This is a genomic window from uncultured Bifidobacterium sp., assembly GCF_959020145.1.
In the GTDB taxonomy this organism is placed as follows: domain Bacteria; phylum Actinomycetota; class Actinomycetes; order Actinomycetales; family Bifidobacteriaceae; genus Bifidobacterium.
Genome location: NZ_CAUEQY010000005.1, coordinates 41,337 through 59,181, shown reverse-complemented (window position 1 = coordinate 59,181; position 17,845 = coordinate 41,337). Strand labels below are relative to the sequence as shown.

Below are 17,845 nucleotides of genomic sequence, written 5' to 3'. Positions count from 1 at the left end.
TTTATCTTTTTGGTTACTTCGATGGACTTGACGTGTCAGGCACGCAGTTGCGCGCCCAGCTTCGCGGCCGCATCCACGATGCGCTTGCGAATGGCTTCGCTGTCCTCGGAGGTCAGCGTCTTGTCCTCAGCGCGGAACGTGACGGCGTATGCGAGGGACTTCAATCCCTCACCCAGCTGGTCGCCGGTGTACACGTCGAACAGGTCGATGCTCTCCAAGCTGTTGCCGGCGGCTTCGACGATGGTCTTCTCGAGTTCGGCGGCGGTGACGTCCGTCGACACAGTGAAGGCCAGATCCTGCTTGACCGGCGGGAAGGTGGAAATCGGCTTGGCCTGCACCGGCTTGCCGCTCAAGGTGGCGAACAGCGCGGTCAGGTTCAGTTCGAACGCGGCGGAATGGGCCGGGAAGCCCAACGCTTCGTTGACATGCGGGTGAAGCTCGCCGACCATGCCGACGAACGTGTCACCTGCCATCACACGTGCCGCACGGCCCGGATGCCACTGCGCGGGTACGTCCTCAGCCTTCGGCTGGTCCAACGTGAGCTTTGCGCCGATGCGGTCGGAAATACGCTGCACGGCTTCGACTGCGTCGGACCAGTCCACGGCGCGGCGATCGCCCATCCAGCCGGAGTCGACGGCGTTGCCGGTCAGAATGCCGGCGACGTGCATCGGCTGGTCCGGCAGACCTGCGTCAAGCGCGGCCAACTGCTCGTCGGTCGGCTTGACGGCACCCGGCAATGCCGGAATCGCCGGAGCGTTCGGATCCCACAGGTAGACGTGTCCGATTTCGTACAGCGACACGTTTTCCACGCCACGGCGCAGGTTACGCTGCACGGTCTGCGCGAGGGTCGGGATGATGTCGCGACGCAGGAACGGGCGATCGCCGGCCAGTGGGTTGGCAATTTCGACGCTGACCTTCTTGGTGGCGTCGGCGTCAAGTGCGAAGTTCTTGTAATCTTCGTCGCCCACGAACGGATAGCTCAGGGTCTCCACCATGCCGTATTCGGCGAGTTCGTCGGCCACCTGGCGCTTGCGCAGCTGTTCGGCGGTCAGTCCGACCTTGCCTTCGACCGGTGCCGGCGGCACGGTGACCGGAATCTCATCGTAGCCGACCAGACGGGCCACTTCCTCCACCAGATCGCACGGTTCGTTGAGGTCCGGACGCCAGCTCGGCGGAGTCACGGAGAACTCACCGTTGCCACCGCCGGCCACAGTGCAGCCGATATCGGTGAGAATGTCGCTGATGGTGTTCACGTCAGTGTCCAGTCCCGCCACGCGGGCCACTTCGGACGCCTTGAACAGAATCGGACGACGATTGCAGACGGTGTTGTAATCAGTCGGGTGCTCGCTCGGCTCGCCGTTGCCGTACTTGACCAGAAGCTCGGCGGCCATCTGGGCGGCAGCCGGCTGCAGCTGATCATCCACGCCACGCTCGAAACGACGGGACGCTTCGGACGGAATCTTGTGACGACGTGCGGAACGCGCGATCGATACTTGGTCGAAATGAGCGGATTCCAGCAGGATGTTCTTAGTTTCAGCAGTGACCTCGCCATACAGGCCGCCCATCACGCCGGCGATGCCAAGCACACGAGAGCCACGCTCGCCGTTCGGCGAGTCGGTGATCAGCAGGTCTTCGACGCTCAGGTCATGATCCTTGCCGTCCAATGTGGTGAGCTTCTCACCTTCGTTGGCGCGGCGCACGACGATCGGTCCTTCAATCTTGTCCAGATCGTAGGCATGCATCGGCTGGCCAAGATCAAGCATCACGTAATTGGTGACGTCCACCGCCAAAGAGATGGAGCGCATGCCCGCGCGGATTAGGCGGCGGCGCATCCAGTTCGGCGTGTGGCTTGCCGGGTCGAAACCACGCACGGCGCGCGCGTAGTAGCGATCGCAGCCGACCACACCGTGAATCGGATTCTTGTCGTCGACAATCACTTCGATGTCGCTCTTGACACCTTCCGGCAGACCCTGAGTGACGGGCGCCTTCTTGCCGAGGGCGGTTGCCGGATCAGTGTAGACGGCGCCAGTGGAATGGTGGTATTCGCGGGCCACGCCACGGTAGGAGAACGCGTAGCCGCGATCCGGGGTGATGTTGATTTCCAGCAGCGGCTGGTCCAGGTGCAGCAGATGCATGGCGTCATCGCCCGGCTGGAGCTTTTCGTATTCCTCCGGGGTGAAGCCGTACTTGCGTAGCAGGATGATGCCGTCGTGGTTATCACCCAGACCAAGCTCGCGCTCGGAGGCGCACATGCCGTTGGAGATGTGGCCGTAGGTCTTGCGCGGTTCGATCTTGAAATCGCCTGGCAGCACGGCGCCCGGCAGGGTCACGACAACCTTCTCGCCGGCTGCCATGTTCGGAGCTCCGCAGATGATGCCGCGTGGCACCTTGTTGCCGTTTTCATCGGTCTCGTTGTATTCGTCGCCGACGTCCACATGACACCAGTTGATGATCTTGCCGTTCTTCTGCGGTTCCGGAGTGGCGTCGACCACATAGCCGACGACAATCGGGCCGGTGACCTGGGAGGTGTGGATCTCTTCCTCTTCGAGGCCGACCTTCACCAGATCCTTGGCAAGCTGTTCATACGTAAGGCCTTCCGGAACCTCGACATGGTCCTTGAGCCAATCAATGTCAACCATTGGCATGGGTCAATCACTCCCCCATCACAAACTGTTCGCTGAATCGCACGTCGCCTTCCACCAGGTCGTGCATGTCGTTGATGTCGTGGCGCAGCAGCAGGGTACGTTCCACGCCGACGCCGAAGGCGAAGCCGGTGTAGACCTCAGGATCGAGGCCCGCAGACTTCAGCACGTTCGGGTTGACCATGCCGCAGCCGCCCCATTCAAGCCAACCGGCGCCGCCCTTCTTATCGGGGAACCACAGGTCGAGCTCGGCGCTCGGCTCGGTGAACGGGAAGTAGCTCGGACGCAGACGGGTTTTGGCTTCCGGGCCGAACATGGCCACGGCAAGCTTGTCGAGCACGCCCTTCAAATCGGCCATGGTCAGATGCTTGTCCACGGCGAGGGCCTCCACCTGATGGAACACCGGGGTGTGGGTGGCGTCAAGTTCGTCGGTACGGAACACACGGCCCGGGCAGGCGATGTACAGCGGCACGCCACGGGTGATGAGTCCACGGACCTGATCGGACGAAGTCTGGGTGCGCAGCACCATGTTGGAGCCGACGAAGCCCGCGGCGTCCTTGGCCTGATTGCCCTTGACGTAGAAGGTGTCCTGCATCTGGCGGGCCGGATGGTCCGGACCGAAGTTCAGCGCGTCGAAGTCATACCATTCGGTTTCCACTTCCGGACCGTCGGAAATCTGCCAGCCCATGGAGATAAAGAAGTCCTCGACATCCTCCATCAGCTTCGGCAGCGGATGTCGGGCGCCAAGCGGCTTGCGGTTGACCGGCAAGGTCATATCCACGGTTTCGGCAGCAAGCTCGCGGGCCTCTTCTTCGGCCTTGACTTGCTTTTCCTTGGTGCCGAACGCACGACCGAAGTCGGCGCGAAGCTTGCCCATGAGCTTACCGGCGTCTTTCTTCTGGTCCTTCGGCAACGCGCCGATGGCCTTGCTGGCCTGCGTCATCGCGGATTCCGCTCCGGCGTACTGCGTCTTGATGGCTTTCAATTCCTCCATTGTGGAGGCGTTTTCGATTTTCGCGATGCCCTCGGCAACCGCATCGGTTACCGCTTGGGCGTCGAATACCGCACCCTCTGCCACGAGATACCTTTCTTATCAACCGTTTGTTTTACGCATAAAACGCGCAATTCCAACGTTTTTACGACTTCACATTCTTTCAACATGACTCGACATAGCCAAGCTCAGCAGCATCACCGCCGCGCTGGTGCCGAGATTGAGCGATTCCGCCTTGCCGTAGATGGGAATCGACACGATTCTGTCGACGCGTTCCAACACATCCTGGGTCAGCCCGCGCGCCTCGTTGCCGAACAGCACCGTCTTGGCTTGCGCAAGTGATTGCGGCACGGCAAGCACGTCCGTAAGCGGTTCCGGCGGCCGTGCGTCGGTACCATACACGTCGGCGGCGTACACGGCGAGTCCACGTTCCGCACACCAATCGAAATACTCGTCCGTGTCCATGGAGACGACCGGCAGATGGAACAGCGAGCCGGCAGTGGAACGAATCACCTTCGGGTTGAAGATGTCCACGCAGTCGTCCACCAGCACCACGCCCGCGCAACCGGCCGCATCCGCGGAACGAATCACGGTGCCGGCGTTGCCCGGATCGCGCACCTGCCAGAACGCGGCGACCATCGTGCGTTCGTCGGAATCGCCATCAATGACGGCGGAATCGAGGAAAGCGCGCATGTCGGCGACGGCGAGCACTCCCTGCGCGTCGGAGCTCATGTGCTGCATGACGGCATGCGTCACCTTATGCACGTAAGCACCGGCCTGCATGGCCTTGCCGGCCATCTGCGCCACGGTAGGCGTGATGAAAGCCGCGTCCGGTTCGGCGGAGACGACCTCCACATACAGATCCTCGACGATGTCGGGATGCCAGGAGAGCAGTTCACGTACCGACTGCGGTCCTTCCACCATGAACCTGCCGGACCGCTTGCGGCCTTTCCTGTCGGCAAGTTCGGAGACCCTGCGGACGCGTTCGGCCCTTGGGTTTGCAATGACTTCGGATTTCATAGGCATACGCGTTAGCCTAACACCTTCGAAGCGGTTGGCGACGCGGCCATGTCATGTTTCGAGGCGTCCAGAAAACATCCAGCCGCATCCCAGCGCGAACAAAGCGTCTTTCTGTTGTATGCCAGATACAACTTTTACCATCAGCATAAACGCCGATCGCGAGCGGCGCGGAACCATCAATCGCTCATATCTATCGAAACACATAAGGAAACAGCCATGTTCGTCGTCAAAAACGCATGGAAAAGCGTCACCCGCAACAAGGGACGCAATATGCTCATCATCGTCATCGTGACCATCATCGCCGCTGCCGCCACAATCGGCCTATCCATCCGGCAGGCGGCCGCCACCGCAAGAAGCAGCGGATTAGATAACACCACCGTCACCGCGCAGATCAGCCTTGATCGCGGCAAACTCATTTCCGAATCGCGCGAGCAGTCCAAGTCGGATTCCGATTCGTCCGATGCTTCCGCCAAACCTGACTTCGACGCCATGCGTTCCGCTTTGGCCGACAAGCAGTTTTCGCTTGCCGACTATCAGAAGTACGCGAAGGCTTCATCCGCGATGAAATCCACTATTATATGGAGACCACGGGGTTGGCGGCGACCGACGATTTCCAGCCGGTCACCGATTCGTCCGGTTCGGATTCATCCAGCTCGTCCGGCTCGTCCAATATGAAGGATTCGTCTGATACCGCCGGTACGGATAACGGCACCCGTCAGGATGAACAGTCCGGTGGCCCCGACGGACAAATGGGCGACGTCGCGGGCAGCAAAGACGGCGCGGGCATGGTCAGCGGCGATTTCTCCCTAATCGGCTTCTCCAGCGACGAGGCCGTCGCCAACGCCTCCAATGGCAGCTTCACGATGGTGAAGGGCAAGGTGTTCGGCTATGACGCGAGCAGTGATGGCGATGCCATCATCTCCAAATCGCTCGCCGACCGTTCCTGACAATCCAATCGCACGTTTTTTCTGGAAAGGACCTCCCATGACAACGAATTCCGCGGATACCGCCGATACGGCAATCGCAAAAGAAGCCGTCGAAGCCAACGGCGCACAATCGCAGCGGACCAATCCGCCCACATTGCGCCTGGACAATGTCAGCTACGCCTACGCCAAAGGCGGCAAGCGTGTGCTGAAGAACATCAGCCACGATTTCCAAGCCGGCAAGGTGCATGCCATCACCGGACCGTCCGGAGCGGGCAAGACCACGCTGCTGTCGCTCATCTCGGGACTGGCGACCCCCACGGAAGGCATGGTGCTGGTCGATGGCGCCGACCTGTCGGAACGAGACCGCTACCGTTTCCGCAGCCATGACATCGGCGTGATCTTCCAAAGCTTCAACCTGCTGCCGAACCTTACGGTGGCGGAGAACATCATCCTGTCGATGGACGCGTCCGGCAAATCGTTCGACAAGTCGAAGAAAGCAATCGTCGAAGAATTGCTCAAACAGGTGCATCTGCCGAAGGAATACACGAACGAACGTATCCTGCACCTGTCCGGCGGCGAACAGCAGCGTGTGGCGATCGCCCGCGCGTTAAGCTACGGCCCTTCCATCATCGTCGCGGACGAGCCGACCGGCAATCTCGACCTGGCCACCCAGGACGACATCATGGGTATTTTCCGAACGTTGGCGCATGATGGGCATCGTTGCGTCATCATCGTCACGCACAGTCCGGAAGTGGCGAAGACGTCCGACGAGGTGTTCGAGCTGGCTCCCATCAGGCGTCGCAGATAAGCGTCGGCAGCTTCTCGAAAAGAAATACGGCATGCGTCCCCATGCAACGGACACGCATGCCGTATTTTTTCCTGTTTCGGTTGGACGGTGGCGTTATGATTGGGCGCGTCGAAGTACAGGGGGTGCCGAATACGGCTGAGACGGGCGACCGCCCGGACCCTTGACCTGATCAAGGTAATGCTTGCGTAGGAACAGTACCGGCAAAACACGTCGCGTCCCGTAGAGACGATCTCCGTTGTATTTCGGCTTGTGCACATACCCAATGGAAGTCGAGAAGGGACACCATGGCCAACGAAAAGCCATCGACGCAGACGCAGCCGCACGGCGATGCCGCAACCAGAAAGAAAACCGAAACGAGCGTGGCGGAAGCCGGTTCGTCAGCCGAAAAGAAGGTCACGCCGAAGAACGCCCTGCTGGGATTGCAGCATGTGCTCGTATCAAACGTGTGGCTTGATCCGGTGTTCGTGGCGGGCGCCATCGGTCTGCCGTTGGCATTGTCGTCGAACATGGTGAACGCCATTTTCATCGTCTCCGGCCTGGTCACGCTTATCCAGGCCACGAAACTGGTGCGCCTGCCCATCGTTCAGGGTCCTTCCGCGGCGTTCGACGCGCTGATGATCGCCGCCGGCACCGCCGGATCACTTGCCGCGGCCGGCACGTCCATCTTCATCAGCTCGCTGATTTTCCTGGTGCTGTGCCTGACGCGTGTGATCGAGAAGCTGCGGTTCCTGTTCGCCCCGATCGTATCGGGCGTGATCATCTTCCTCGTCGGCGTCTCCCTGTCGGGATTCACATTGAGCGAGTTCCTTGGCGGCGCGCCGGGAGACAAGGGCTTCGCCGATCCGAAGACGCTGGCCGTCTCCATCATCACCTGCGTGCTGGTGGTGGTGCTTTCCCAGTTCGGCAAGGGCATGGTGAAGGCGCTGTCGTATCTGATCGCACTGGTCGTGGGCACCGCGCTGTCTCTGGCGTTCGGCATGGCCGACTTCTCCGCGGTGGCCTCCAAGCCGTGGCTCGGCCTGCCCAAGTTCATGCCGTATGGCGGTTTCGATTTCAACGCGGCGATTTTCGTACCGTTCTTCATCGCCTATCTGGTGGCCATCATGGAAGCCCTCGGCGTGTATCAGGCGGCCACGGAGATCCAAGGCACGAAGCTCCAGGACCGCCAGGTGCGTTACGGTCTTGCCGGAGAGGCCGCCGGTTCGGCGATCTCCTCGCTGATCGGCGGTTTCACCACCACCGCGTATCCGCAGAACGTGGCGCTGCTCAAAGTCACTGACGAAGGCAAGACCCGCACCCGCGTGCCGGTGATCATTGCCGGCGTGGTGTTCGTGGTGCTTGGTTTCATTCCGAAGGCGGGCGCAGTGCTGTCGCTCATCCCATCCCCCGTGATCGGCGCCATCTTCCTGCCGGCCGCCGCAAGCCTCATCAGCACCGGCTTCAACACGCTGCGCAAGGTGGAAAGCGACGACCGCACCCAAGTGGTGATCGGCCTTTCCCTGCTGCTTGGCATCGCCCTGCCGAACGCGTTGAGCGGTCTTGGAGGAGGAGCGCACGTGTTCTTCTCGAATTCGATTCTGGTCGGCGCGTTCAGCGTCGTGATTCTCAAGGCCCTCATCATCGACCTACCGAACTTTATCGCACGACACGCAGACGAGCGGACGAAACAAGCGGAATAATCGAAAGCATCCGAATAATCCGACAACCATACGACGGAAAGGACATGGCATGAGCATGGGGCAATCGCAGGAATCCACGAACATCGACGAGACGAAGGAAACCATCAAACGGGAGGTGCTCGACTTCATCGCACAATACGGCTGCGGCAAGGCGCCCGATGAGGCGTTCGACACGCTGGCGAAGCATATCTTCGCCTTTCAATTCGAGCACAACCTCCCATACCGCGCCTACTGCATGTCCAAACGCGTGACGCCGCAGACGCTCGCCAACTGGATGCAGATTCCCCCCATGCCGGTGGACGGCTTCAAAATGCTGACGCTCACCTCCGTGCCCGAACAGGATTGCGAAGCGGTGTTCACCACCAGCGGTACCACGCATCCCGGTCAACGCGGGCGCAACTTCCACCCCGACCTGCAGGTGTGGGACGAGTCGATGATCGTGCCGTTCAGGCATTTCATCATGCCCGACCGCGAGCGCATCCGCATCGCGGTCCTCTCCCCCGCATGGGACATGAACGAGCATTCGTCGCTGTCCCGATATCTGACCCGCGCCGTGGAGCAGTGCGGCGCCGAAGGCAGCGGCTTCTTCTTCCATGAGGATGGCCTTGATTTCACGGGCGTCGAGCGCTTCCTCGACGAGGCCGCGGCCGACAGCGAACCGGTGATGCTTATGGGCGCCTCCTCCGCCTACCTGTATCTGCTGGATTATCTGGACAAGCAGGGCAAGACCTACGCTCTGGCCGCCGATTCCCGCGTGTTCGATACGGGCGGTTTCAAAAGCACGCGCACCGACATGACGGTCGACGACCTGTATGCGGCGTTCGAACGAGTGTTCGGCGTGAAGCGCTCGCATTGCGTGAACATGTATGGCATGACGGAGTTGAGTTCGCAGATCTACGATCAGAACATCCTGTCCTATTACACGGATGGTTCGTCGAATTATCTCAAAGCCACGCCGTCGTGGGTGCGTTCGGTGTTCCTCGATCCGGCTTCGCTTACGCCGGTCGCCGATGGCGAGCAGGGTGTGATCGCGCATTACGATCTGGCGAATTGGAATTCGTGCCTGGCTATTCTGACGGAGGATCTGGGTGTGCGCACCGAACATGGCTATGTGCTGAACGGTCGTGCGAAGGGCGCCGAGGCGCGTGGCTGTTCGATCACCGTCGACGAGGTGATGGCGGCCAACGCATGAGCGACGTCGACATTTTCCACGCGCCGCGGGATTTCGAGTTCCATAATTTCGACACACGCAACGTCACGGCGTCCGATGGCGGCACGGCGACGTTGCGTTTCCCCCGTCTCGACGCCGATGCCGTGCATGCGCTGGCGGCGTCGGTGCGGCGGCATCGCGCCGAGAAACTGGCGCGGTATTCCACGGACGGGATCGTCGACGTGATCGCGCGCGCCGTAGAATTGTGGACGGATCCGGAATATCCGGAACGTCGGCTTGCGGAGCGGCTCATTCCCGCGGTCACCGGCTATGACGCGTCCATGGTGCGTATCGAATTGAAGCGGTACATGCGCATGTTCCGTCGGCGTGAGCTGCTGCGTTTCGTGGATGACGAGTTGAATTGCCCGCAGATGCTTGACGAGTATCGCCCGAACCGTTCGGGCGGATACACGCGGCTGTACGGTCCGGAATTGTCGTTCCACGTGTTTTCCAGCAATGTGCCGGGCATTCCCGTGTGGAGCATGACGATGGGTCTGCTGACGAAAAGCGCGATTCTCGGCAAATCGTCGTTCGACGAGCCGCTGATGCCGGTGCTGTTCGCCCGTTCCCTGGCAAGCGTCGACCCCGATATGGCGGACGCTTTGGCGATTGTGCCTTGGCGTGGCGGCACCGTGGATTTGGAGGATGCCGCGATTGGCGAGGCGGATGCGGTGGTCGCGTACGGTTCGTCGCACACCACCGAGGCGATTCGCCCGCGCGTACGTGCCGGAAAGCCTTTCCTCAGCTACGGCGCGAAAATCGGCTTCTCGCTGATCGGCCGCGAGGCGCTTCGCGCCGACCTGTATGCCGGCACCGTGCATCGTATGGCGATCGACGTGGCCACATACGACCAGCAAAGCTGTCTGGCGCCGCAAACCATGTTCGTGGAACGTGGCGGCGCGATGTCTCCGGCGCAGGTCGCCGAACTGCTTGCCAGCGAATTGGACGGGCAGCAGCGCAAATATCCCCGTTCCACACCGTCCGAAGAGGAGTCCATGGCGATTCAGCGGTTGCGTTCCACCGCGCAGATGAAAGCGCTGATGCTGGGCGCCGGCCCGATGGCCGCCGCGGCCGGCAACGCGGATGATGCGCCGTCCGACGACCCGTTCGTGGTGCAGTCGCGTTCGGGCACCGACTGGACGGTGCTGTACTATCCGTCCATCGGCATGGCCGACTCGCTGTCCACACCACTGAACCGCACCGTCAACATCGTGGCGGTGGACCATGTCGAGGACGCGCTGCCCACGCTGCGCCCTTACGCGCAATGGTTGCAGACCTGCGGTGTGGCGCTCGCTCCGGACCGGCTGTTCGACGTGGCGCAACGCGTCGGCGAGACCGGCATCGACCGCATCTGCCCGGTAGGCGAGATGAATCGCGCGAAATCCGGCTGGCATCACGACGGCGGCTTCAATCTGCTTGATCTGGTGCATGCCGTCGATATCGAACGTAACACCGATATGTACTGTGATGGTTTCGATATGGATGTCGAATAATCACATTCAAGCAATCCCACGAAATACGTATACCTAAAAACGAAAGGAATTTCCATGCAGCAGTCCGATTCTCTGCCGTTGAAGGGACGTGTCGCATTGGTGACTGGCGCGAGCCGCGGCATCGGCGCGGCGATCGCGTTACGTCTGGTTCGCGCCGGCGCATGCGTGGCTATTAACTACGTCAGCGATGACGAGCGTGCGAAGCGGTGTGCGCAACGCATTATGGACGATTGTGAGGCGGCCGGTCGTGTGATCACCTGCAAGGCCGATGTCACCGACGCCGGACAGGTGCACGACATGGTATCCACGGTGGTCGCAACGTTCGGCGGATTGGACATTCTCGTCAATAACGCATTCGCCCGTTATTCGTTCGACCCACGCAATCGCAAGACCTTCGGTACCATCGGATGGTCCGATTACGCGGCACAGCTAGAAGGATGCCTCAAAGGCGCATACAACACCTGCGAAGCAGCGCTGCCGCAGATGAGGCGTCAGACCGGAGGACGCGTTATCAACATCTCTAGTAACCTCGTCGACTCCCCGATTGTGCCGTATCATGACTACACCGCTGCGAAAGGTGCGTTGGTAGGTTTCACCAGATCATTGGCGCAGGAGGCTGGGGCATGGGGCGTGACCGTGAACGCCATCGCGGCCGGGCTCACCGTTGGCACCGAATCGAGCCGTGCCACCACCGAGGATGTACGCGAGCGTATCATCGCATCCACCCCGTTGGGCAGACTCGCCACCGCCGATGATATCGCCGGAGCCGTGGCTATGCTGGCCAGCGATGACGCATCATTCATCACTGGCCAGACACTGCACGTCGACGGGGGCTTGGTGATGCGTTAAAGCGTGGTTTTGACTTTGGTTTGTGGCGCCAGCATATTCGTCGGCAAAGAAGGATGGTTATGAATATCACCGTGTATCTCGGTGCGCATGAGGGAAACGATCCCATATACAAGAAAGCCGTTGAGGAATTGGGCATATGGATTGCGGACAATGGCAACAGGCTGGTGTATGGCGGCTCCGATGAAGGATTGATGGCCGTGATCGCCGACACCGTACTCGCCCATGACGGCGACGTGACCGGTATCGAGGCGCAGATGTTTGTGGACAGAGGCGTTGCACACCATAACCTAACCCAACTGGTTGTCGTGCCGAATATCGTGGAACGCCGGACCCGCATGATTGAGCTTGGCGACGTGTTCATCGCTTTCCCTGGCGGCACGGGAACGTTGGAGGAAATCAGTGAGGTGGTGTCGAAAATTTGTCTTGACCAACTGACCCAACCCTGCATCTTCTATAATCTCAACGGCTTTTATGATGATATGAAGGCATTCCTACAGCACATGATCGATGCGGGCTTCTCCACCGCAGAACGTCAGCATGGTATCTATTTCGCGTCTAATCTGACCGAAATCGAACGCGTCATTGCAGCGCATAACGCATAGGAATCGGCAAACGTCAGACCACCGGCAGAACAGCGTGCAGAATCGTCATGAACGTCAGCCCGATAACGGCCGTGACGGTCAACGAGAAGCCTGCGAGTTTGGCGTTACCGGTCAGCGAATCAGTGAATTTTGTGGAGAAAATCGTTACCGGTGCGAATGCGGCCAGTACCATGATTTCTCGGACACGTTCATCCAACGGCAACAGGAACCATGCGGACAATGCGATGATGATGCTGAACAGGAATCGCCATGCGATAATTTTGCCTAGTTCCGAACGATCCTTATGACTGTCAGGGATCTCCATCATCAGGCCGATCATGGCCATTGCTGCGAAAGCGTTGGCGTTGGCGAACGGAGTGATGAGCGTGACGATCCAATGCGGCACACTCCATCCGGCGAACATGATCACCAGCATGAGCATATAGCAGTCGAACGAAATGGACGAGTAGAAATCGTGCGCGATATTCTTGATCTTCAGGCTCAATGGCAGGTTTTTGGTGGGGCTTCCCAAGTGCAGCAGCGAGCGGGTAATGGTCAGGGATGCGGCAGTGGCGATGATGGCGTTGCCTATATCGAGCATAATGACCGGCAGACCTGCGCTCGGTCCCATGAAGGTCTGCACCACCGGCAGACAAAACGCGCCGATATTCAATCCCGACGCGTTGAGCATTTGATAGGCACGGTAGCGTGGCTCGTCGCCACGTGAGCCGAAATACACGACGAACAGCGGAATAAGGCAGGCGAACAAGCCGAACACGACCAGCCACAACAGGTTCATCGGATGCTTATTCGTAGCGAAACTCATGATGATGGCGCATGGCAGGGTGAGGTTGAACACCAGCCCCTGCACCACTTTGTAGGATTTGTCAGAGAAGATATGGATGCGCTTAAGTAGATAGACACTGATGATGACGAGCAGCAATGACCCAGCTTGGAACAACATACGGCCGAGTATAGGAGCATCGCCGACGCATCATGGAACCACCCGACACAATGTGACCGTACGACGCACAAAGATACTTGCATGTCCATGCCGCACGCCTCGAACTAAACGACTAGCTTAAAGCTTTACCGGAGAATCCCGAATAAACGCCGCGAGATAACGTATGACTCCCACACGAACCGTGACGGTTCGTATGGGAGTCATACGTTCAAAGCCACCGCATAAGTGACCTATAAGTGGCCTAAGCTATTCTGTCGAAATAAAAACGTAGTCGGCAGTAGGACTCAAGGGCGATGCGGCCGACCACCGTGCCGCGGCGGCACGGTGGTCGGAACCGGATGACGTACGCTAGTTACTCTCGGAGTCCGGAAACACGTCCCGCGTTCCTGAACTCCGAGACGAATGTCTCCTCCGTGATAATTTCGGTGACCAGTGCGGAAATCAGTTTGTACAACGTGTTCTCCGCAGGATCCGCGTCATCGTCGATGGCCAGATTGATTCCCTCCTTGTCCAGGAGGGCGAGGGATACCGACATCGCGGTGCGCTTGTTGCCATCCGCGAACGAGTGGTCCTTTGCAAGATGGAAGACGAAATGCGCCACCTGTCCGAACAGATCGGGAAGTAGCCCCGACCTCCAACGCACTTCGTTGGAAAACCGCCGTTTTTGGCTATTTTCCAACGAAATCGGCTCGTTTCGAGGATGAAACCGGAAGCCGTTTTCCTGCTATATCCGGCTATCTCCGGCAGACGTAAGTACACCAATAAGTACACCTGGCGGATGGCCGCATAGCGAAACGGCATGGACGAAACGGAACACATGCCGAGATACACGCTGACGTTGGTCGACTCGACCGGCGCCATGGAACCGCTGATACTCATGGACGACGACCTGAAGTCAATCGCCGCGAAGCTGGAAGGGAGGGTGTCGGCCAAGACGCGCGGGCGCCGGCCACGCGGCACCGGCGGCATATCGGCCACGCCGAAGGGCTACAGGGCGTACTCGACGGTGACCGACCCGCTGACGGGCAAGGACCACCGTGTGTCCGGCTTCGGACGCACACGCTCGCAGGCCGAGGCGCGACTCAAGGAGAAGCTGGCCGAGTTCGACCGCACCCACCGCGTCGGCTACGTCAGGCCGCCCACCGTGGCCGAATGGATGGACCACTGGCTGACGGACGTGTGCAAGCCGCGCCTCAAGCCCCGCACCTAGGGCACGTACGCGTCCGTCATCGCGAACAACATCGTCCCCTCCATCGGCGCCGTCAGGCTCGACGAGCTCAAGCCCGCGCACTTCCGCCGCATGGAACGCTACGTCATGGACGAGCAGGGCAAAAGCTCCGGCACCGCGGGCAGCGCGTGGCGCACCCTGCACAAGGCCCTGGAGGACGCCGTATTGGAGGGCGTCATCGAACGCAACCCCGCCGTCAAGGGCACCGCGCCCCGCGTGGCGTTGAAGGAACGCGCCGCCCTTACGCCCGACCAGGCCGCCGACCTCATCGCCGCGGAGACCGACGACACCTGGCGGCTCATGTGGATGCTGGCCTTCATGACCGGCATGCGCCAGGGCGAACGGCTGGGCCTGACCGAAGACGAACTCAGGCGCGACGGCGGCCGGCTCATCATCCTGGTCGAATGGCAGGCCCAGCACCTGACGAAACGCGAGGTCGAGGGACTGCCCAAGGGCGTCGAATGCACGCCGCTCGGCAACGGCATGTACCGCACGCGCCCCAAGACCGAGAAGGGCCGCCGCGCCATACCATTGCCCGAGGCCCTCGCCGACCAGCTGCTCGCCTACATCGAACGCCACGGCGTGAACGGCGACGGGCTCGTGTTCCACGACGACGAGGGACTGCCCCTGACGGGCAGCGTGGAGCGCAGGCGCTGGTACCGGGCCCTGGACCGCGTCGGCCTGGGCCACGAGTACGTACCCCACTCCGCCCGCCACACCACCGCGACCATCCTGAACCGGCTCGGACTGGACGACGTGACCCGCACCGCCATCATGGGCCACAGCAGGGTCAGCACGACGAACGAGATCTACACGCACGTCGAGCTCGACCGGCTCGTCGCCGCCACCGACGGCGTGGAGAGGGCCATCGAGGGCTAGGCGCGAAAAGACCCGCGGCCTATTCGGCAAGGCCGTGGGCCATGGGCGCGGAATGGCATGGGGACTTTCATGATCTTCCGTCGCGCGCCGACCAACCGGGGATGACGCCGGATGCGGGTCTCAGACGAGCCGCAGCTCCTTGCCTCCGGGCAGGGAGGCGGTGACGTGCAATGTTCCGCCGATGCCTTCGAGATAGCGTTTCAGCGTGTCCACCTTGATATGGTCCACGTCGCCCGACTCGATGACGCTTATCCTCTTCTGGCTGACCCCCAGGGCCTGCGCCAATCGCTTCTGGGTGACGTGTTCGGCCTTGCGGGCCTCCTTGAGCTCGTAGAGCCGGATCTCCTCCAACATGCGCCGTTTCTCGGCCTCGACCTCGTCGCGGGTGATGCCGCTGTCGGCCATGAACCGCTCCGGTGTGTAGCTCATCGGTCCGTCTCCTTTCCGTACCGCTCCTCCAGCCATACGAGATAGCGCCGTTCGGCTTCAGGTATGGCCTTCCGATACCATTTGTCCCATTTCCGCTGCTTGTCTCCGCCCACCAACATGATCGCCTTCCGCTTCGGATCGAACACGAACAGTATGCGTATCTCGCTTCTACCGGAAGATCCGGGCCTGAGCTCCTTCATCGAGGGGATGAGGCTCGACCCTTTTATCTTGCCGACTATCGGACGTTTGAGGTCAGGCCCCTGCTCCTCCAACAATGACACGGCGGCGAGTATCTGCACCCGCGATTTATGGTCGAGCGTGTTCAGCCAATCGGCTATGGGTTCCAATTCAACTTTCCACACACCCGCAAATATACCATATAAGGTATGTCCCCGCAAATCGGCGAAACAGCAAGGGCATACCGCAAAAAACACGCGAGAACACATCGCCAAAGGCGACGCCCCACGCCCGAGGCCACATGGCATCCGGCACCGGCCCCGCGGACGACAAGGCATGACGGCATCACGGGCGAACGCATGGGAGAAAAGACCGAAACAACGCTAGAGTGGACGGCATGGGAGACTTCGCAATGTTCGGCCGCGCGATGGCGGACCGCCATGGCGTCGGCATCATCGTCAGCATCGACTACCACGGCGCCTCCTACGGCATACAGACGCCGCGACTGCTCTGCAAGCACCTGACCGCCGCCGAGGTCCACCCCGTACCCGCGGGACTGACACTGGCCCACCGGCTCGGCCCGGACGCCACGCCCGCGCGCCGGTTCGCCGCGACGGCCGTGGACGACGGCGCGTTCCAACGCCTGTTCGAGGCGTACAAACCCGACTCCGACGCGCCGGACCATCTCCTCCACCGGCAGACGCGGTACGCGTTCGCCCAAGCCGCCGAAACGCTCAACTGGCGGGGCATGGCCGACGCCATGGCCACGCTTCCCCGCGTCACGTCCCTGTCGCCGTCCGCCACGCTCTACGACTGGGCCATGGATGTGATGTCGGCCGCATGCGACGGCACGGCGATGCCGGAACGGCCGCACGGCTTGGACGCCGAACGCGCACGCGCCGAGAGGCGGTCGAAGGCCATCATGCCGACCACATTCGCGGCGCTCTGCGAACGCGAGCGGTTGGCGGCGTTCGCGGACGTGTGCCGCCAGTGGCGGGTTCTAGGCCAAGTCGTCGAGGCTCCGGCGGATGGACGCCACCACCGGGTCGGACAATGCGGTGCCGACGCCCGGCACGCTTCGCAACGATCCGATCCTGGCGAGCCGCATGCGCGCGTCGGCCGTCTCCACGGCGGACAACGGCCTGTGGAATCCGCGCTCCCATTGTCCGGCGAACATGTCCGGATCGGCGCCGTCGTACAGGACGCCGCCGCCGCGGTCGATCACGGTGAGCCTGTCGACCAGCAGCGACGCGGCGACGGCGCGGACCGTGGCGGGCAGGTTCGCCACCGCGTTGTCATGCGCCTCCGCGGGCGTCCAACGCGCCGGCAATCCGACCGAACGGTCCCGGTAGTAGCGTTCCAGCATCGCCAGCCGCGACAGGACCGGCGGCACGGCCAGCGCGGCCCCATACGCGAGACGTCCAGCGTCCAGCATGAATTGAACGGGAACGTGGAACGGAGCCAAACGCCCTCCTGCGTGCGAAGCCAGTCGACGGGACCGGCCTCGCGGTAGAAGCCCGGGTTGGAAGAGATATACGGTCTGGTTGGTTTTCTTTCGATGCCGTCGTCCATGCCGGCCTCCATGCGTTCCAGAAGACTTTCCCGTCGATGGCGCCCGGTCCCGCGACGCATAGCCACATGGCATGACAGATTCGAGGAAACCATCCACGGCCGGCCCCAAGGAGAAACCCTACGTGCCCATCGAGCACCGCCCGCTATTGGGCGTGTCCGAAGCGGCCGCCCTGACCGGACTGGACGAGAAGATCGTCCGCCAGGCCATACGCCAAGGCGAGCTCATCGCCTGCTACGCCCATTCGTCGACCAAACGCATCCGCCGGCGTGACCTCGACGACTGGATCTCATCCCTGCCCGAACGGCCCCAATAGACGGGCCCGACGGATACGACACGGCCCCCGCATGGCTCCTTCGAGTCGTGCGGGGGTCGTGTCTTTTCCGGACGTAAGTACAC

At 61.2% G+C, this 17,845-nt stretch carries 19 protein-coding genes and 1 riboswitch; of the genes, 11 read left to right on the top strand and 8 right to left on the bottom strand.

The genetic code is table 11. From position 1 onward, the window contains the following. Window positions 1-35 precede the first annotated feature (35 nt). The 3 genes from pheT to Q5H33_RS03070 form a co-directional block, all read right to left on the bottom strand. The gene (pheT, locus tag Q5H33_RS03080) at window positions 36-2,645 is read right to left on the bottom strand and encodes a phenylalanine--tRNA ligase subunit beta (RefSeq protein ID WP_117760230.1); all 2,610 of its coding nucleotides are present in this window, start codon (window positions 2,643-2,645) and stop codon (window positions 36-38) included. Window positions 2,646-2,652: 7 nt separating this feature from the next. Beyond that, the gene (gene pheS / locus Q5H33_RS03075; protein WP_003810298.1) at window positions 2,653-3,720 is read right to left on the bottom strand and encodes a phenylalanine--tRNA ligase subunit alpha; all 1,068 of its coding nucleotides are present in this window, start codon (window positions 3,718-3,720) and stop codon (window positions 2,653-2,655) included. 66 nt (window positions 3,721-3,786) lie between these two features. Beyond that, on the bottom strand, window positions 3,787-4,659 hold the full coding sequence (locus tag Q5H33_RS03070) for an RNA methyltransferase (protein WP_302422984.1): 873 nt from the start codon (window positions 4,657-4,659) through the stop codon (window positions 3,787-3,789). A gap of 210 nt (window positions 4,660-4,869) precedes the next feature. Between Q5H33_RS03070 and Q5H33_RS03065 the strand changes: the two genes are divergently transcribed. The 8 genes from Q5H33_RS03065 to Q5H33_RS03030 all read left to right on the top strand — a co-directional run bounded on the left by Q5H33_RS03065 (window position 4,870) and on the right by Q5H33_RS03030 (window position 12,220). After that, complete coding sequence (locus Q5H33_RS03065) at window positions 4,870-5,328, top strand: hypothetical protein (protein ID WP_223895552.1); 459 nt, start codon at window positions 4,870-4,872, stop codon at window positions 5,326-5,328. Next, entirely contained in the window at window positions 5,325-5,600 is a 276-nt protein-coding gene (locus Q5H33_RS03060; RefSeq protein ID WP_223895551.1) for a hypothetical protein, read from the top strand. The genes Q5H33_RS03065 and Q5H33_RS03060 overlap by 4 nt, the downstream gene beginning before the upstream one ends. 37 nt (window positions 5,601-5,637) lie before the next feature. Further along, entirely contained in the window at window positions 5,638-6,387 is a 750-nt protein-coding gene (locus Q5H33_RS03055) for an ABC transporter ATP-binding protein (RefSeq protein WP_223895548.1), read from the top strand. A 108-nt stretch (window positions 6,388-6,495) separates the two neighbouring features. After that, window positions 6,496-6,597, top strand: a riboswitch (TPP riboswitch). A gap of 74 nt (window positions 6,598-6,671) precedes the next feature. Further along, window positions 6,672-8,066 carry a solute carrier family 23 protein gene (locus Q5H33_RS03050; protein ID WP_260454003.1) on the top strand — a complete coding sequence of 465 codons (1,395 nt, stop codon included), beginning with the start codon at window positions 6,672-6,674 and terminating at the stop codon, window positions 8,064-8,066. A 49-nt stretch (window positions 8,067-8,115) separates the two neighbouring features. Further along, on the top strand, window positions 8,116-9,258 hold the full coding sequence (locus tag Q5H33_RS03045; protein WP_187781616.1) for a CoF synthetase: 1,143 nt from the start codon (window positions 8,116-8,118) through the stop codon (window positions 9,256-9,258). Continuing rightward, window positions 9,255-10,769 (top strand): acyl-CoA reductase, encoded by a 1,515-nt coding sequence (locus tag Q5H33_RS03040; RefSeq protein ID WP_302422977.1) that lies wholly within the window; start codon window positions 9,255-9,257, stop codon window positions 10,767-10,769. The genes Q5H33_RS03045 and Q5H33_RS03040 overlap by 4 nt, the downstream gene beginning before the upstream one ends. 54 nt (window positions 10,770-10,823) lie before the next feature. Then, window positions 10,824-11,618, top strand: coding sequence for an SDR family oxidoreductase (locus tag Q5H33_RS03035; protein WP_011743291.1), 795 nt, complete (start codon window positions 10,824-10,826; stop codon window positions 11,616-11,618). A gap of 59 nt (window positions 11,619-11,677) precedes the next feature. Further along, on the top strand, window positions 11,678-12,220 hold the full coding sequence (locus Q5H33_RS03030; RefSeq protein ID WP_041777327.1) for a TIGR00730 family Rossman fold protein: 543 nt from the start codon (window positions 11,678-11,680) through the stop codon (window positions 12,218-12,220). A gap of 13 nt (window positions 12,221-12,233) precedes the next feature. On the opposite strand, the gene Q5H33_RS03025 is transcribed toward Q5H33_RS03030, so the two are convergent. Beyond that, the gene (locus Q5H33_RS03025; protein ID WP_270318702.1) at window positions 12,234-13,163 is read right to left on the bottom strand and encodes an AEC family transporter; all 930 of its coding nucleotides are present in this window, start codon (window positions 13,161-13,163) and stop codon (window positions 12,234-12,236) included. Window positions 13,164-13,515: 352 nt separating this feature from the next. Next, window positions 13,516-13,842, bottom strand: a complete 327-nt coding sequence (locus tag Q5H33_RS03020; protein ID WP_217268744.1) for a Fic family protein — start codon at window positions 13,840-13,842, stop codon at window positions 13,516-13,518. Window positions 13,843-13,962: 120 nt separating this feature from the next. Between Q5H33_RS03020 and Q5H33_RS03015 the strand changes: the two genes are divergently transcribed. Together Q5H33_RS03015 and Q5H33_RS03010 are read left to right on the top strand one after the other, a co-directional pair. Then, window positions 13,963-14,373, top strand: coding sequence for a hypothetical protein (locus Q5H33_RS03015; RefSeq protein WP_270318704.1), 411 nt, complete (start codon window positions 13,963-13,965; stop codon window positions 14,371-14,373). 105 nt (window positions 14,374-14,478) lie between these two features. After that, window positions 14,479-15,270: a site-specific integrase gene (locus Q5H33_RS03010; protein ID WP_270319489.1), complete on the top strand. Its 792-nt coding sequence runs from the start codon at window positions 14,479-14,481 to the stop codon at window positions 15,268-15,270. Window positions 15,271-15,390: 120 nt separating this feature from the next. Here Q5H33_RS03010 and Q5H33_RS03005 read toward each other — a convergent pair whose 3' ends face one another. The 3 genes from Q5H33_RS03005 to Q5H33_RS02995 all read right to left on the bottom strand — a co-directional run bounded on the left by Q5H33_RS03005 (window position 15,391) and on the right by Q5H33_RS02995 (window position 17,341). Next, the gene (locus Q5H33_RS03005; protein ID WP_041777329.1) at window positions 15,391-15,699 is read right to left on the bottom strand and encodes a helix-turn-helix domain-containing protein; all 309 of its coding nucleotides are present in this window, start codon (window positions 15,697-15,699) and stop codon (window positions 15,391-15,393) included. Next, complete coding sequence (locus tag Q5H33_RS03000; RefSeq protein WP_041777330.1) at window positions 15,696-16,061, bottom strand: type II toxin-antitoxin system RelE/ParE family toxin; 366 nt, start codon at window positions 16,059-16,061, stop codon at window positions 15,696-15,698. The genes Q5H33_RS03005 and Q5H33_RS03000 overlap by 4 nt, the downstream gene beginning before the upstream one ends. Window positions 16,062-16,876: 815 nt before the next feature. Then, window positions 16,877-17,341 (bottom strand): zeta toxin family protein, encoded by a 465-nt coding sequence (locus Q5H33_RS02995; RefSeq protein WP_270319490.1) that lies wholly within the window; start codon window positions 17,339-17,341, stop codon window positions 16,877-16,879. Between the two features lie 229 nt (window positions 17,342-17,570). On the opposite strand from Q5H33_RS02995, the gene Q5H33_RS02990 reads away from it, so the two are divergent. After that, window positions 17,571-17,762, top strand: a complete 192-nt coding sequence (locus tag Q5H33_RS02990; protein WP_270319492.1) for a helix-turn-helix domain-containing protein — start codon at window positions 17,571-17,573, stop codon at window positions 17,760-17,762. Window positions 17,763-17,845 lie beyond the last annotated feature (83 nt).

Bases quoted from the DNA above. Each gene is read 5' to 3' on its own strand.
- Q5H33_RS03035 (WP_011743291.1), top strand. From the start codon at position 10,824: ATGCAGCAGTCCGATTCTCTGCCGTTGAAGGGACGTGTCGCATTGGTG.
- Q5H33_RS03005 (WP_041777329.1), bottom strand. From the start codon at position 15,699: ATGAGCTACACACCGGAGCGGTTCATGGCCGACAGCGGCATCACCCGC.
- Q5H33_RS03040 (WP_302422977.1), top strand. From the start codon at position 9,255: ATGAGCGACGTCGACATTTTCCACGCGCCGCGGGATTTCGAGTTCCAT.
- Q5H33_RS03030 (WP_041777327.1), top strand. From the start codon at position 11,678: ATGAATATCACCGTGTATCTCGGTGCGCATGAGGGAAACGATCCCATA.
- Q5H33_RS03050 (WP_260454003.1), top strand. From the start codon at position 6,672: ATGGCCAACGAAAAGCCATCGACGCAGACGCAGCCGCACGGCGATGCC.
- Q5H33_RS03010 (WP_270319489.1), top strand. From the start codon at position 14,479: ATGGACGAGCAGGGCAAAAGCTCCGGCACCGCGGGCAGCGCGTGGCGC.
- pheT (WP_117760230.1), bottom strand. From the start codon at position 2,645: ATGCCAATGGTTGACATTGATTGGCTCAAGGACCATGTCGAGGTTCCG.
- Q5H33_RS03015 (WP_270318704.1), top strand. From the start codon at position 13,963: ATGGACGAAACGGAACACATGCCGAGATACACGCTGACGTTGGTCGAC.
- Q5H33_RS03045 (WP_187781616.1), top strand. From the start codon at position 8,116: ATGAGCATGGGGCAATCGCAGGAATCCACGAACATCGACGAGACGAAG.
- Q5H33_RS03025 (WP_270318702.1), bottom strand. From the start codon at position 13,163: ATGTTGTTCCAAGCTGGGTCATTGCTGCTCGTCATCATCAGTGTCTAT.
- Q5H33_RS03065 (WP_223895552.1), top strand. From the start codon at position 4,870: ATGTTCGTCGTCAAAAACGCATGGAAAAGCGTCACCCGCAACAAGGGA.
- Q5H33_RS03055 (WP_223895548.1), top strand. From the start codon at position 5,638: ATGACAACGAATTCCGCGGATACCGCCGATACGGCAATCGCAAAAGAA.
- Q5H33_RS03060 (WP_223895551.1), top strand. From the start codon at position 5,325: ATGAAGGATTCGTCTGATACCGCCGGTACGGATAACGGCACCCGTCAG.
- Q5H33_RS03070 (WP_302422984.1), bottom strand. From the start codon at position 4,659: ATGCCTATGAAATCCGAAGTCATTGCAAACCCAAGGGCCGAACGCGTC.